Source organism: Pedobacter anseongensis (assembly GCF_037482965.1).
GTDB classification, from domain to species: Bacteria; Bacteroidota; Bacteroidia; order Sphingobacteriales; family Sphingobacteriaceae; genus Pedobacter; species Pedobacter anseongensis.
This window is the reverse complement of the sequence record NZ_JBBHKB010000001.1, coordinates 1084460-1100395: the sequence shown is the minus strand read 5'-3', so window position 1 is coordinate 1100395 and position 15936 is coordinate 1084460. Positions and strand designations below refer to the sequence as shown.

The following is a 15936-nucleotide window of genomic DNA, read 5'->3' as shown; positions in this document are numbered from 1 at the left end:
TTTATAATTTAACATTCACACCTACATTAAAGGTTCTGCGAATAGGAAAAATAGAATTATATCCTTCTGGATCGCTATAATTAAGTTGATCAAAAGAATAGAGGTTAAATGCATTTGCAAATATTCGAATACCCCTTAATTTGATTTTTTCTGTTAATTTTTCAGGAATGGTATATCCTAAATCAACATTTTGTAAGCGTAGATAATCCATCGGCTGCACCCAAAAAGACGATGCTCTTTGGTTGTTGGCATTGGCGCCGATAGAAAGACGCGGATAGGTTGCCTTTGCAGCATTCGAAGGTGTCCACCGGTTTAGATTTTGTTCGTATGCTTGCGCATTTCCACTACTTTGGAATTCGTATATTAATCCGTCGGCTACGTTATTCGCCCCACTTCCAATCACAATATCTTTATTCGCCACTCCTTGAATGGAAACACTTAAATCGAAACCTTTAACATTAAATCCGGCAGTTAATCCATAATAAATCATCGGCTTTTGTGTGCCTAATGCGGTGGCATCAAACTGATCGATAATGTTATCGCCATTTAAATCTTTGTATTTAATGTCTCCAGGAACAGGGGTGTATCCATCAACTTTTGCACTCGCATTAATATCAGCTTGCGATTGGAAAAATCCATCTGCCACATAGCCAAATACCTGACCTACGGGCAAGCCTGTTCTTTTTTGATAGCTGTACTGACGAAAAATCTCGTCCGAATAAAGTACTTTAGACTTTAATAGTGATGCATTTCCCGAAACAAAATACCCAACAGCACCCGATTTTCCGTTCCATGAAATGTTATTCTCAAATCCGGTATATCTATTTTTTCCAACGTTTTCGGTTGGATAGGTTTGGCCAATAATTGCGGTTGATGTTCCCCGCGTTTGCATCAAATCTGAATAGGTATCGTTAAAGTATTCTGAAGTAATCTTTAAACGATTCGCAAGGATTTCGAGGTCGAACCCTACATTTAGCTTATTTGCTTTTTCCCAGGTAGCGTTCGGGTTTGCCAAGGCTTGTTCTGCATACGACCTGGCTAGGGTTGGTGTTGCGCCAAAATAATAAGCGGCTGAGGTTCCGCCATAGGTATAATATTGATCGTAAACATAATAGCCTACATTTGCATTACCCGTTTTGCCATAACTTACTCGTGGCTTTAACACATTAAGCCAGCTCGATTCTTTTAGGAAATCTTCCTTTGCTAAATTCCAGCCTAAACCTGCACCATAAAATAGACCATACCTGTTTCCTGGGGCAAAACGATTATAGCCACCATAGCTTAATGCTGCTTCTATGAAGTATTTTTCTTGATAATTATAGGTTGCATTACCCGCAATGTTGGTGTATTGAGAAGGTAAGGTTAAATCTAAAGTTGTGGCCTGGTTGTCGGCCAATGCCACTACGTTTAGGGTATGGTCTCCAAACGCTTTATCGTAACCTAAACTTAATTTACTATAGGTATAGGTTCTACGAGCATTAAAGTTTAAGGTGTTAGGTTGATTGGTGTTGGTTCCAATCTGCGAGTAAACCGCTGCTCCGCTACCTATATTTAAACCGTATACCGCAAATGATTTAGATCGGTTTACCGTTTGCACAACCGTATTGTTGTAAGAAATATTTCCTTTTATCCATAATCCAGGGGTAAGTGCATTTAACTTTTGCGTAATTTCTATGTCTGCTGCTAAATCTCTTGCTGTAGATTTCGAATAACCGGCATTGTTAAGCATGCCATAAATATTGTCTGAGAATGTTGTGTTACCTCCTAATGATCCATTAGGATTAAAAATGCTGTAGGCGTTATTTGGGGTGTATGCAATGGATTGGTAAACGTCGGCGGTCGATGTTCCGGGTTGGTTCGCATTTTGGATGCGACCGAAAATATTTAAGCCTACGTTTAGATTTTTGGTTAAATCGATACTTACGTTAGAGCGTACAATATACCTATCTACTCCAGAATTAGTGCTATATGGGTTTAAATCGGCGGTATTTAAGAAGCCGCCTTCGGTTTGATAATCTAATGCTACATAGAATCGTGCGATTTGATTTCCGCTATTGATATTGATGTTATACCGATCGAGGGTTGCATTCTTATTTAGGAACAGCTTTTTATAGTCGTTATCTGGATGAAATAAAGGATCTGAGCCATTTTGATAGGCTAATATATCAGCGGCGGTATAAACCGGAGCTAAACCGTCATTATTTCGTGCTTCATTGTATAAAATTGCATAATCTGCTGCCGAAACGGTCTTCGTTTTATCGAGCTGGTCTTGTAAACCGTGTTGTGCAGTAAAGGATAGTTGAAGTGGGCTTTCCTGCGGCCTTCGGGTGATGACTTGAATGATGTTATTTGACGACTGTTGGCCGAACATAACAGACGATAGCGCATCTTTCATTACGGTAATCGATTGGATAGACTCGGGTTCGATAGAACTGAAATCTCTCGGTACACCATCGATTAAGATTAAAGGAACCTGACCACGTATTCTAAAATCGACCACCCCAGAAGGGTCGTCGTTGTCTTGAACCCCACTACGCTGACGCGTATATAAACCAGATAATTTCCCGGGCAAAGCCTGCAAAAATGATGGGGCAGGAGTTTTAATTAATTGATCGTTATAAACAGTGGCTGTTGATTGCAGTAAGTTGCTTTTTTGTTGGGTTTTATTCAACAAAAATATTCTGCCAGCCAAACTATCTACCGGATCTTTCTTAACGGTTTGCGAAAAGGAAGTGCTCGCTCCAGAAACTAATCCGAGCAATAAAAGCGATCTTACTATTTTCTTTTTTAAGTAGTAATTACACATAAATATTTGGTTATCAATATTCAATATTATGCTTTAATCCTATTATTTTAACAGGTCTAATCGTTCATAAGTACCCGTTACACGATAAATTTTAGGCTTAAGTAGCACTTTTTGTCTTTATTCTAGTTTGTCTTGATCAGCTTTAAAAAAACCACATCATTTTGCCGTAGAGGCAACTCGTATTCAAAGGTGCCATTGGTAATAGTTACAAGTGCTTTACTAATCGGTAAACCCGAAGAAAGCATCTTAAATTTCTCAACTTCGGCCTTTGTAATTTGAGAAGGTTTGCCCATCGTTAAGTATGTAGAATACGGATCATTTTGCTTATAGCCCACCTTATAAACCTCTACGCTATATTTTCCTTTGGCAATATTTGCCACTTTCAACTTTACGGTTTCTTTTAGAACAGAAGGTTGTTCTTTGCTAAAATAATCTTGGTTGTACGAGTTTTGATAGGGATGTGTCCAATCCCAAATTAAGGCTTGAACACCATTTGCAGATTTGCACACATAAGAGCTTTCGTCGGCATTCTTTAACTCGGTTTTGCCCAGTTCGTCCATAAACTTATAGGCATAATAACTAGGCTTCTTAATGTCTTGAAGATTCATTAATCCGAAACCTCCATGAAAAGGGGTTTGGCCTGGCCCAGCTTCTTCAAAAATATCGGTAAAGGTCCAATACGACATGGAGTTGCTATAGGCCGATGCTTTCTTTAGTACATGCAAAATATAGGCGGCATTTTGATAGGTATCGTGTATAGGGTCGCGAGACGATGGCGAGGTATTCCATTCAGTAAAGTGAAGTTCCGCTTTTTTATAGGCCGAGGCATTGATTATTCCTCGCACACTTGTTACATCCCTGGCAATAGTATCCCTAATATTTTTTAATTGTTGTTTTTTGGTGCCCATTTCGTCTAAAACCGATGTGGTTCCATAATCATGCGTAGTTACAAAGTCAACGGGTAATTTGTTTGCTTCGCAATAACCAAGAAAATCTCCTATCCACTTTGTGGCCGAAGTAGCTGGACCGCCCACTCTATAGGCTGGCGAAACGCTTTTTACAGCTTTAGCCGTATGATTATATAATTCGAAATAATCGGCCTGTGTGCCGTCGAAAAACCCCTTTAAATCGGGTTCATTCCAAACCTCGAAATACCATGTTTTTACTTCCTCCTCGCCATAGCGCTCTTTCCAGTGTTGTACTAATTTGGTGATGAGGGCATCCCATTTTTCGTAAGATTTTGGCTTACTCACATTGGCTTTCCACCAAAAAATGGTTTTTGTACCCGCCGCTAAATCACTTGGCATAAATCCGAATTCTACAAAGGGCTTAATTTTAATGCTTAATAGGTAATCATATAAGCGATCTATATTTTGCCAATTATAAATCGGTGCCCCCGTTTTTTTATCCTCAGCATATACGCGCATATCGTCGTGCAATAACCCATGAAATCGGATGTATTTAAAATGCACATCTTTTTGAATAGCGGCCAATTGTTGTTGCCAATCGGCACGTAATCCTTCATTTGCTCTGCCAGCTCCAATACATTCGTTGTAAACATTGCTTTTGTTGCCCGCAATTAGGTTTACATTGGCAGTAATGTTCCGAATATTTTGTGCCTGAACCCATACGGAGGCCAACAAAAATGAGTAGGTTAAACTTATTTTTATGATGGATATTATTTTCATGGCTGCTGATTTATTTTTTCCCTAAATTTTTATACCTCAACATGGCTTCTACAAAGTAATAATCGCCATACGTTAAAGGCACATCTACTAAAGCAGGACGTGGTAAATGCCCAACGCCATGTTTTAAAATAAAGCCTCCATTTTCTCCAGGTGCGGCTTTAAATTTGTCGGTAGAAAGTGTACGAATAATGGTTTCGGCAGCATCCAAATATTTTTTGCTAGATGAGGCATCTACATAACCTGCCAACTCAATTAGTGCTGCGGCATAAATAGACCCTGCAGAAGAATCGCGATAGGTGTCGGGCTGACCAGGGGCATTAAAATCCCAATATGGAACCTTGTCGGCCGGAAGGTTTGGATGATTTAAAATAAACTCAGCTATGTTTTTAGCTTGGGTTAAATATTTTTTATCCTTTGTTTCGCGATACATCATGGTATATCCATATAGGCCCCAACCCTGGCCACGCGCCCAAGCCGATTCATCTGCATAGCCCTGTACCGTTTGTTTTTTAATCACTTCGCCAGTTGCAGGATTATAATTTACCAAATGATAGGAGCTAAAATCAGGCCTAAAATGGTTTTTCATAGTGGTATTGGCATGCGTAACGGCAATTTTGGCGTATTTAGGATCGCCCGTTACTTTGGTCGCCCACATTAATAATTCTAGGTTCATCATGTTATCTACGATAACCCGGAATTCGCCAGGTTTCGACCCCCACGACATGGTACAGCCAACAATTGGATTAAATCTTTTAATTAAACTTTCTGCACTAGTGATTAAAATTTGCTTGTATTCTTCGCTAGGCTTAATCTGATTTGCTAGGCCAAAACTATCGAACATCATAAAACCAATATCGTGCGAATCGATCGTTTTAATGGGTTCCATCAGCGGCAATTTGGCTAACCCTGCCTCATACAGTGCTTTATCTTTAGTGCCTTGATAGAGGTAAAAAAGTGTGCCTGGGTAAAACCCGCTTACCCAATTTTTAGCAGTGATACTTTTCGACTTTCCCTTTTCAAAAGTCTCAGGCAAACTATCGGTAGGTACTTTTTTCATGAGTACTTTGTATTGTGCAGCAGCATCTTTTAAGTTCTTGTTGATGAGTTTAACGAGATCGGCTTTGGGTTTTAATACAGTTTGGCCATTGGCCGAGATAGTGAATGCTAGTATTGCAGTAGCAAATAATAATTTTAGGTTCATTTTGTACGTAGGTTGATTTATAATTCTTTAGTTTTCTTTATCTACAAGTGCATGATCGATTTCGATAAATTCGCCCTTCCATGCCTTTTTTGCCGTCCAATCGGCATAGGGAGCCGACCAAAGGCGGTCTGCACTCGACAAACCCAAAATCAGAAACGCTTCAGAACATAAGTATAAGCTTCCGGTAGAAATGTAATTCTCGCCTACCGAGGGCTGATGGCCAGCAAAACCAATGGTTAACCACCCGTCTTTATCGAAGGTATTCGGCATCTCTACTTGTCTCTTTATTACGGCATATAAGGCCGATCGTACCTGCTCTGGTGTTACATGTTCGGGTAATTGGTTTATTAAAGCCATTTTAGAAAGCAATTGAAAAGCGCCGAAACGGTACGCCAGGGATCTGCCAATTGGCGGAAAAGTACCTTCTGGAGAAATTAATCGTTCTTGTACTGCAGCATAGCGTTTTCCTCTTTCTACCATCAGTTCGTGATATTTTTTGGTGTCTTGCTTTGCATCTTGCATTACTTTCGTTACTTCGATTAGCATGGGCTGAATAACGAAACTGTTGTAATAATCCCAATGAAAATTTGGGCCATCGCCATAAGTGCCATCACCTTTGTACCATAGTAAGTGCTGTTTTAGGGCATAATCTAGCCGCATTCTATCGCCCGAATTATCGTACTTCTGCAAGGCGGCTTCGACGGTAGCGCTAAACATTAGCCAGTTTGAGTAAGAAGGTAGAATTTCTCTGCTCGAGCGTATAGCGTTAATTACATTCTTTTTTGTTTCGGTATCTAGGTTGCCCCATAATTGCTTTGGCGAGCGGATTAAGGCTTGGGAGAAAAATGCGGCATCTACTAAAGGCTGCCGACCCTGATTAAAATTCATAAAATCTGCAGCTTTTGGATCGGTTGCATTTTTGATGCACACAACAGCGAGATCAATGTATTTTTTGCGGAGTTTTCCTTCTGCGGTATCATCTGGACCAAGTTCTAACCAAGGCGCCATGCCGGCAAGTAAACGACCAAATGCTTCTAAATACGTGCTATACACACGATCTTTTGCTACCAAAGCCTCTACAGGCATGGTTTTCTTGAGTTCATTTTTGCTTAAGGCAAGCAATACCGGGTCGGCAATTTTAGTTAGGGTTTTAACTAGGTATTCTCTTTCGCCCAATCCATTGGCTGGATTAATTTTTTGTGCCCAAATAAGATGTGGCATCAACATTAAAGCAACTATGAGTAGTTTTTTCATTTTCATATCCATTAGCTTATTTTTTACTATACCATTTTATTTTTTGTTAAACGCGGTTTCTAAAATCACCATTCTCCTATCGCCTATGTAGCTAACACTTACTGCGCTGCTATCAACCGGAGCATCTACTACAAGTTTTTCTCCAGGTTGTATGGTTTTACTTACTTCTGGTAATCCGTTTACCTTAATGTTAATTGCTAATGGCACATCGCCAGGATTCCAAACTACCGAACTCATGTTATTTTGACCCTCTGGAATACGACACCAAAACTTACCTTCACCTAAAGGCGCAGTTCCCAATTTTGGCTGTCCGCCAAAACTTTGTACGAAAGGGCCCCAGGGTCTACGCCCATTTTGCACATATTGTAAGCCCGGACGAGTGTTAAATCTTCCGCCTTTGCCACCAGCCAATTGATAACCTTCTTTACTTACTTTAATACCTTCGTTTGCAAAAGCGCCGGTTAGGCGAGGTGTGGCATTTACTAAAAATCCGCTCGATTGATCAACCACAATTCCTTTTTCGGTTTCGTATTCGCCCCACACAATCGGACTGGTAATTAATTGATAGGGATAATGCCCAGCGTTAGTGCTCGCATAGCTAATCATATTTAAGAAAATTCGGTCGGCTACCGGATCTAATTCTGCACGATTAGCGATAGCTAATCCTGTTAAAATAATACTACCTGAACCCATAAATTGCTCGGCTAAAGCGATGCTTTGTAAGCCTGAGCTGTAATTCCCCAATATTGCCGTTGCACCAACACCTTCACGATCGGCTAACATGAAACCATCGGTTACAGGATAAATAGCAGGCTGCCCAGCTTTTTTAGGGTTCCATTCGGTATAATCAGACCAAACTTTTAAATTGTTCCGTGTAATTCCAGCAAAAATTGGATGTTCAGGGCGTTCAGGATTTATATAATATCCATTTCTTGGTGGTAAACTCGAAACCGGATAAGCAGCATTATCAATGTCGACCTTGTTGTTGGTTAATTTAAAGTCTAAAAGGGTATTAATGTTAATTAAGCTTATACTGTCTTGCCTTAACGAAATTACTCGGCCACCTTTTTTAATATAATCTTTAATCTGACTAGCATTATCCGCTACGTTTTTATCTGCTGCATTTTCGCCAATGAGTAAGAAACTGTTTGAAGGAATGTCATTAAATGATGAGATTTCTTTAAACGGAACCTTTAATTTGTTTAAGGCTTGTTTCGTTTTTCCCTTGCTATCATACAACAAAACAGTCGATTGAATGAGGGGCACTGAGGTGATAAATCTCTTGTCAGAAATAAATAAATTGAAGAAGTTTTCAGACACCACTTTACCGTTGGCAAAAACTTTCCCTTTTAACACATAATCGCCAGAAATTAATCCCTCTGGGATTTTAATATCCAAGCTTTTATCCGCCGTTGCGTAATAAGGAATGTTGGTTAAGTTTAAACTATCTTTAAACACCGCAGCTTTGGTTTTATCCAAAATTTGATAAACTAACTTCACATTTGTTAGATCTTTAAAGTCGTTATCATCGTTAATGATGTGCGCAACCGGCCTAATCGTTGATCCAGCATACACATTTGAGGTCCAGCATTCCCAGCTTAACAGCACCGGCTGATATGAAATTTTTGCTTGTTCGGTAACGGGCTTAGGCTTCATATCTGCAAAACTGGTAATGGTATCCCAATTGTAAAATAAGATAGTGAATGGGAAAACACCACTTAGGTCGGGATTAATAGATCGCAACTGCCTAAAACTTTCTGTGGCTTGTCTGAATGTAAAACTTTGATGCACGTCAGCTAATTGTGCCTGTAAATCTTGCCGTTCGTGGCCTGTCCACGATAACTGCGAACTTGGGTTTTTGTGCGCTGGTGTTTGATTATAGCGACCATCTGGGCCGGTATAATTGCCCACACATTCGGTGAACGTAATCGGCTGTGGTTCTTTTTTAGCAAAAGGAACGATTTTAGTATTGTCCCTAATGTTTAAGAAGGTATAAGGAGAGCTATAATACCATCCCCAATAGCGATGAATATCGAGAATATCGCCAGTTTTACCATATCCATAACCAGCATTGGCAATATAAACACGGGTTTCGTCCCATTTTTTAAGTTTGCCAAAGGCATACGAAAGAAATTCTTCCCACTCTAATGCCCGTTTACCCACAAAAGGTGTTTCGTTAGTCATGGCGTACACCATTAAACTCGGATGATGGGCAATTGCGCCTAATTTTTTATGTTCATACCAACTTACCCCAACATTTTTATCTTTCGGAAACCCATTATCGCCTTCGTCGCCCACTTGCTCTGCTGCCTCAACTTTATCGCCCTGTGCCACTTTCGATCCATAATTACCTCCAAAAACCATCATTCCAAGCTCATCGCATACGTCGTACCATTCTTCTGCATCGGGAATGCGAATAATATTTACATTGATGCTTTTCATGAATTTCACATAATCTAATGCAAAAGCTCTGCTTTCTTCTAAGGCTTCTGGAATTCCTCTTCCTGGTGGATTAATCGCTATGCCCCGTAAAAATATAGGCTTACCATTTAAGTATAAATTTCCACCTCTGCGCTCCATTAAACGAAAACCTGCACGTTCAGTTAAGCTGCTGATAACTTTTGTCCCTCTAAATTGCTGCAAAGTAACTTGATACAGATATGGATGGTTGGGAGTCCACAAGGTGGGTTTTAGGTTTTTAATGTTAAAAGCCAATTGTTTTACATCTACGTTTAAAACCACTGTGGGTACAATTGCAGCTTGGAATAAAAGTTTACCATCAGTAATTGATTTGATGGTTACTTTAAAAGTATTGGAAGCCGTAGTTTTATAATCGGCGTCGACCATAATGCGCATGTAATCCATTCCCGTGAAGGGGATCATCCGTTTTGGTGCTTTTACTTGCGCAAAGAGCGAATTAGAAAGTGTTAAGATTAAACAACAGAGGAGTAAAATTCGTTTCATGGTTTATTAATTTAAGGATGATAATTGCTATTGCCAAATGTGCAATTTAGGTGGCGCTGTAGTTTTAGAGAGAATTACCTTTCGGCCTTTGTCTTCATCGTCGCCAAGTTGTCGGGTTTCTCTAACGAAAACGAAGGTTATCCCTTCATTTGTATATTTTTTAAGTATATCGGTTACGTCTAAATAATGATATTTTTCTGTGGTATTGAAGGCAATTTCGCCAGCTACGAACGCCGCTGAACCTACCTTGTGGATCAAGGCTTCCTTACTGTCTAATAGCGGCGCTGTATTCCACGTGAGTTTGTTTTGGTCGAATGCTTTTTGCTGAGGAATTCCGTAAACATGTAGGCGGTACGGTTTCGTTCCAACATCTACGTGTCCACTCACTGCTAAAATTGTTCTTTTGATCGCCGCTTGCTTACCGGCCGCTAAATTAAAATGTACATAACTTACTTGATTATTTGAGGGAGTACTCGCATCTAATTGTACGGTTAAGTTTGGGTTGCGATTAAAGTTTAGGACAGCGTTTTTTCCACCTTTTAGGGTAACATTTGCCGAAGAAATAAGGGTGTTTAAAGTTAATTTGCCAGATGGGATAGTTAATAGAACCACACTTTGAGGCATTAAATTTACATTCAATTTGCCAGTATTCGCAAGGCTGATTACATCCGTTACTTCGCCATAATTTAAATGGTTAACTGTTTCTGCCGTAATCGGAGTACCTGTAGAAAGTTCTAAGGCTGCCAAATCAATAGTTAACTGATATGCTGATAAACCTCGTTGCACTAGCCACATGTAATAATTGCCCGTGGCTGCATCAAAAGAAGTATAGGTGTCTAAATCGGTGTCTTGAACATTTGCCTTTGTGCTTACTAACTTGCGTTCTTCTTTAAATCCTTTTGCAAATAAACGAACCACTTCGCCTGTGCGCTGAATGCCCGAAACGTTAAAATCGGCTTTCATAGCGGGTTCATCACCTTTGGCAAACACTTTAATTTCTCTTACTTTTAGGTTCCCTTTATCAGTACTTACAAAACGTATTTTATTGGTTTTAACAGGCTGTTTAAATACGGTAAACACTTGCGAGTATTTATTGTTATTTTCTGTCGTACCAGGAATATCGGTCCACCCATTTCCGTTTAAATATTGAAGTTTGAAATTCTTAATGCGATCGGGTGCCGTATAAACTCCAGCTTCGGCACCTGTATAAATTACGGCAGATCCTATGTCTAACGTTGTTCCTAAATCTATTTCTAACCACTTTTCGGCTTCATTGCCGTTGCCACTTTGCCATGCCGATTCATCCGTTTTCACTCCATCGGTAATTAATTTCGCAGTGGCAAATGAGGTACTTGAGGTAACGGGTTTATTTAGCGCCATGTTTTTATAAGCATCTTCTACAATACGCTTTCCTTGCCAAATGTAATGATGCCCAGATTTTATGCCTCTTGGGTAGGGGCCGCTTGCTGTATTGGCAAATTTAAATGCCCACATGCCATAGCCCCCGTTTTTCATGTTGTTAGCATAAATACCTGCCCATTCTGTGAATAACGAAGGGCTGTCCATGGTTTCTTCTTTATCGATTAAGTAAGCATTCATCCAACGGCCAATTTCGGTATACATAATCGGTAAACTCTTTCCTTCGGGATGGTTTTCTTCTAGTATTTTTCTAATGTTGCTTATCCGTGCTTCGTATCCGGCAGCGGGGGAGTTGTAAGAATGGGTAGAAAATAGGTCAACTTGATTAGACTGAACCGTTTTTCCATGGTAATCGGTGCGAATGTTTTTGGCTACCGCTGCCCACCAATCGTTATTTTGTCCGGCTGTAACAGGCCCTACAAATTTGCCTGAGAGCTTTTTGCCGTATTTTTTATTTACATCTTTAACGGCACAGTGAATGGCATCAGCCACAATTTGCTCGCCCATAATCCATTGGTCTAATTTCATCGGACCTGCATTTTTGTGGTTAGGTTCGTTCTGCATGGCAAACATTTCTACATCACCAATTTTTGCAGCGTGGTAGGCGATCGCATAATAGCGTTGCCATTGTTTCCATTTATTTTGCCAATTGTCGCTAAAATCTGTACTTCCTAATTGCAATACAACCTGGATGCCTAAGCGTTTCAACTCTGTTAACGCGTAATTAAAAACCATGGCGTTTGTTGAAGACGAATCAGGGATATCGTATAATGGCGTGAGCTCGTTCCATTTAATAAAGCGATTATTTTCGGGCGCTGATCGTAATTCGCTCTTTCTTTTATCGAATTCCTCGACAGTGGTTAACCCTTTATCTACCTGCACTGATTTTTCGGGCACAAAAGAGTTTAAGCTTGCCCACACCCTTAAACTGTTTACATTCGAATAGGCTAACCAACCCGAAATGTTGCTGCCAGGGAAATAATAGCCTTGATTATAACCCACAAATTTCATGGTTTTGCCAACGACAGTATTGGTTACCGTAACTATCGCTTTTTGTGTGCCAGTATGTGGATTTACTTTTTTAACGCTAGAAGCAAGCGTTGGTGGTGCAGGCATATTTGGTGAAATTTGGCCAAAGGCCTCAATTTCCATAATATTTATAGCCTCACCATCGTCGCAAACCAAACGAATTTTAAACGTGGTAACTGCAGGCATAAATTTAAAGGCGGCACTTACTAATCGGTTTTCGTGGATTTCTGCCTTAGGGAAGTCGGTCCAATTGGCATCATCCCAATATTGCATTTTAAAGTTTTTTGCCGACCAAAATCCGGCAGCTTGTGTCGTCTCATCAGGTTTTTTTTCGGCGTCTAAAATGCCACTATGAACCACCAATTCGGTAATGTTATAATATTTTTGAAGGTCTATCTCTACAATATGGGGGGCTTTATTATTTCCTGCTTGCCATTTCGAGTTTCTTGAAATGATACCGTCAGTAATGTTTTTTGCTGGAAAAAGTTTGTCTTCGGAAGAGGTGGAAACAGGCTTGTGCAAAGCAATATTAACGTGCTGTGCATACGCTCCAACACCCGAAAAAAGCACTAACACTAGAAATAATTTGATCTTCATTAATTTACAGCTTTAATTTTTATTCCACTTAATGTTGTTTTCCCTTTTTGGGCCTCGAAAGCAACATCGATTCCGCTACCATTGGCTGCGGTTATTATAAATTTCTTTTTCATAGCAACGCCAAACCCACATTCGCTGGTTAAATCGATACCGCTTAGTAAGGGCTCTCCATTCACGGCAACATCAAAAATACGCTGTCCATTTTCTAACTTGTCTGCTTCTATAAAACATAGTTCTAACTCGTAATTTCCATCTGGCACATCGAATTTATACGATTTTAGGTTATCTAAATACGAATAGAATAGGGGATTGTCGTTTGTATTTTTCTTAACGGTTTTAATATTTAACATCGCAGGAGTGCCACCTATGTAGCCAAAGCTTCCGGGTTTGTAAGGTCTATCTTCAATCCAAACGTGGTCCGACCCATCAATATATTGTACATCAGCACCTACATTAATGGCTACCTCTCTAAAATTTTGTTGTTTCAAATCATCGCTATACACACGGTACTTTATGGTAAAATAGTCAACAACTTGATTTTTACCTCTAGCCACGATTTTGTTGTCGCCATCCATTAATTGAATTACCCAAACACATTTTTTAATGTCGTTTGGTTTTTTTGTGCCGTATGGTTTCCCGTTAACGGTTAAGGTAACTTCGTCCGAATTCGAATACACTTCGATGGTTGATGGAGCATTTTTTAGCCCTGCTCTTGTTTTCCAATCTCTTGAGGCAATGTACACCAAGGGCTCAGCATTCCAATTGGCTTTGTATAAAAAATATGAATCTTTTGGTTTTCTATCCCAGGTTACGAGCCCTTTTTGATTCATGTTATTGCTTACACCACCTACATTGGGTTGCGAAAAATCGAATTCGTTCCAAATGGCTGTTCCGGCTAGATAAGGCATTTGTCTAATCTGTCTTAAATACGATTCATGAAAAATGCGTTGGTACTGTCCTGTAAAATCGAAACGAATAGGCCGCTCAGTATTTACCCTGTTATCGGCTTCGGCGCCATATTCACTTATAAATAGAACTTGCTTCGGATTGCTAACATGCTTTGCATCGATAGTAGGCTTAAATTCATCAGCCTTGCCACTATACCAACCATTATAGATGTTATAGCTCGCTAGGCCCGGAATATCAGACAACTTAAATTTATCATAATCGTCGCTCATGTGCATGGCCATGGTACTTGTGCGTGCGGGATCTTCTGCTTTAACGGTACTATCTAATTTAATTGCGTAGGCTTTTAATTTGTTTAAGTAAGTACTGCTCTCTTGCACTTGAATACGTTCTGCTTTTTCGCTCCAAAGCAAAACCTCATTCATCGAGCCCCAAATAATAACAGAAGGATGATTATAATTCTGCCAAATCATCTCCTTAATCATGGTTTGTGCATTATCTAAAAACTCTGGAACGGGGTTCATGTAGTTTACCAACGGGATTTCTTCCCATACCAATAGCCCCATTTTATCGGCCAACGCCAATACTTCGGGGGCTTGAGGGTAATGTGCCAAACGTAAAAAATTACAGCCCATGTCTTTAATCATTTTCATATCTCGAAAATGATCCTCGCTGGTTAAGGCATCACCTTTGTCTTTAAAATCTTGATGGCGATTAGTGCCTTTCAACATTAGTTTTTTACCATTTAGACTGAAGCCCGTATTCGGATCGAAAGAAAACCATCGAAAACCTAGCGGATTGCTCACCTCATCAACTACCTTCCCATTTTCTATAATTTTGGTTTTTACGTGATAGAGGTAGGGTACATCGGGCGACCATAAATTTGGTTTTTGAATGGTGGTGTTTAGGTCGACAATTAAACTACTGCCTGGCAAAACCGTGGCTAATTTACGGATGGTTGTGATTTCTTTTTGTTGCCCATCGAAAAGTGTATGTACAAGTTCGAATTGGCGCGCTATTTCTCCATCGTTAACTACATTTGCCTTAAAAGAAATGTCCGCTTTTGCTGCGCTAACCAATGGCGTGCTGATGAATACGCCTTTGGCGCCGTGATCTACTAAATCAAAGTGGAGTTTATCGGTGGCTACTAACCAAGCATCTCTATAAATACCCCCATACGATGCATAACCTATAGAAAGTGGTGGTAAGAAATCGTTTTGTGCATTGTTCACTTGTACAGCGATGAGGTTTTCCGTGGGTACATCGCCCAGCTTAACGAGATGAGTAATGTCGAATGTAAAAGCGGTGTAACCACCTTTATGTTGACCAATAAAAACACCATTAATATATACGTCTGCAACTTGGCCTGCCCCTTCAAAATTTAAAAATATACTTTTGTCTTTAAAACGTTTGTCGAGCATCATCTTTTTACGATACCAGCTAACGCCTCTTCGAGAAGTTTCGTCATCATCGAATGGATCTTTAGCATTCCATGTATGTGGAAGATTTACAGTTTCCCATTTCGAATCATCAGTTTTTGGACGTTGAGCAAAATCGGCTCCATTTGGCAAATATTTCCAATTGTCGTTCACAGACCAAATTAATCTTGATTGTGCGCCCGCAAAAATTGGAGCAAGGGTAAGTAGCAAAAAAAAGTAAAAAATAAACTTCCGAGTCATTACAATCGAATAAAATAGTTGGTTAGTATTTGTATCGGCAAGTTATGGAGCACAGAAAGTTTAAACACAGGTTAAATGAAACAGATGTACGTTACGAAATGAACACTTAGTGGGTTTTCCCCGCCGATTTTCGCTGATGCCGCCGATTGAGGTGATTTAAAATCCATGCTGGTGCAATATCACGCCTGCTCAAACGAAAAACCTGCGCAATCTCTGAAATCGGCGGAAGAGAATTTGGTATATCGTTTTCCCCGGCGATTAAAGGCCGTTTACTTTTCTAAAAATTGACAAGTAGATCCAGTTTTATCCCAGATAGTTTTACTTGCAGATTCTAATAGTCCTGGGCCAAGAGTGTTATACACAGTTCGTTTTCATCCAAAATTTTAATATTTG

The 15936-nt window shown here is 39.8% G+C and carries 7 protein-coding genes; all 7 read right to left on the bottom strand.

Features of this window, described 5'->3' with window-relative positions; translation table 11 throughout:
• Nucleotide 1: 1 nt before the first annotated feature.
• The 7 genes from WG904_RS04935 to WG904_RS04905 all read right to left on the bottom strand — a co-directional run bounded on the left by WG904_RS04935 (nt 2) and on the right by WG904_RS04905 (nt 15543).
• Nucleotides 2–2806 carry a SusC/RagA family TonB-linked outer membrane protein gene (locus WG904_RS04935; RefSeq protein ID WP_339578180.1) on the bottom strand — a complete coding sequence of 935 codons (2805 nt, stop codon included), beginning with the start codon at nt 2804–2806 and terminating at the stop codon, nt 2–4.
• A gap of 122 nt (nt 2807–2928) precedes the next feature.
• A complete protein-coding gene (locus tag WG904_RS04930; protein WP_339578179.1) occupies nt 2929–4494 on the bottom strand; it encodes a GH39 family glycosyl hydrolase in 1566 nt (521 codons plus the stop codon).
• Between the two features lie 10 nt (nt 4495–4504).
• Nucleotides 4505–5695: a glycoside hydrolase family 88 protein gene (locus WG904_RS04925; RefSeq protein ID WP_339578178.1), complete on the bottom strand. Its 1191-nt coding sequence runs from the start codon at nt 5693–5695 to the stop codon at nt 4505–4507.
• Between the two features lie 27 nt (nt 5696–5722).
• Complete coding sequence (locus WG904_RS04920) at nt 5723–6949, bottom strand: DUF2264 domain-containing protein (protein ID WP_339578177.1); 1227 nt, start codon at nt 6947–6949, stop codon at nt 5723–5725.
• A gap of 36 nt (nt 6950–6985) precedes the next feature.
• Nucleotides 6986–9913: a glycoside hydrolase family 2 TIM barrel-domain containing protein gene (locus tag WG904_RS04915; protein ID WP_339578176.1), complete on the bottom strand. Its 2928-nt coding sequence runs from the start codon at nt 9911–9913 to the stop codon at nt 6986–6988.
• A gap of 27 nt (nt 9914–9940) precedes the next feature.
• On the bottom strand, nt 9941–12958 hold the full coding sequence (locus tag WG904_RS04910; RefSeq protein WP_339578175.1) for a discoidin domain-containing protein: 3018 nt from the start codon (nt 12956–12958) through the stop codon (nt 9941–9943).
• Nucleotides 12958–15543 carry a glycoside hydrolase family 2 TIM barrel-domain containing protein gene (locus tag WG904_RS04905; RefSeq protein WP_339578174.1) on the bottom strand — a complete coding sequence of 862 codons (2586 nt, stop codon included), beginning with the start codon at nt 15541–15543 and terminating at the stop codon, nt 12958–12960. Before WG904_RS04905 ends, WG904_RS04910 begins: the two co-directional genes overlap by 1 nt.
• Between the last annotated feature and the right edge of the window lie 393 nt (nt 15544–15936).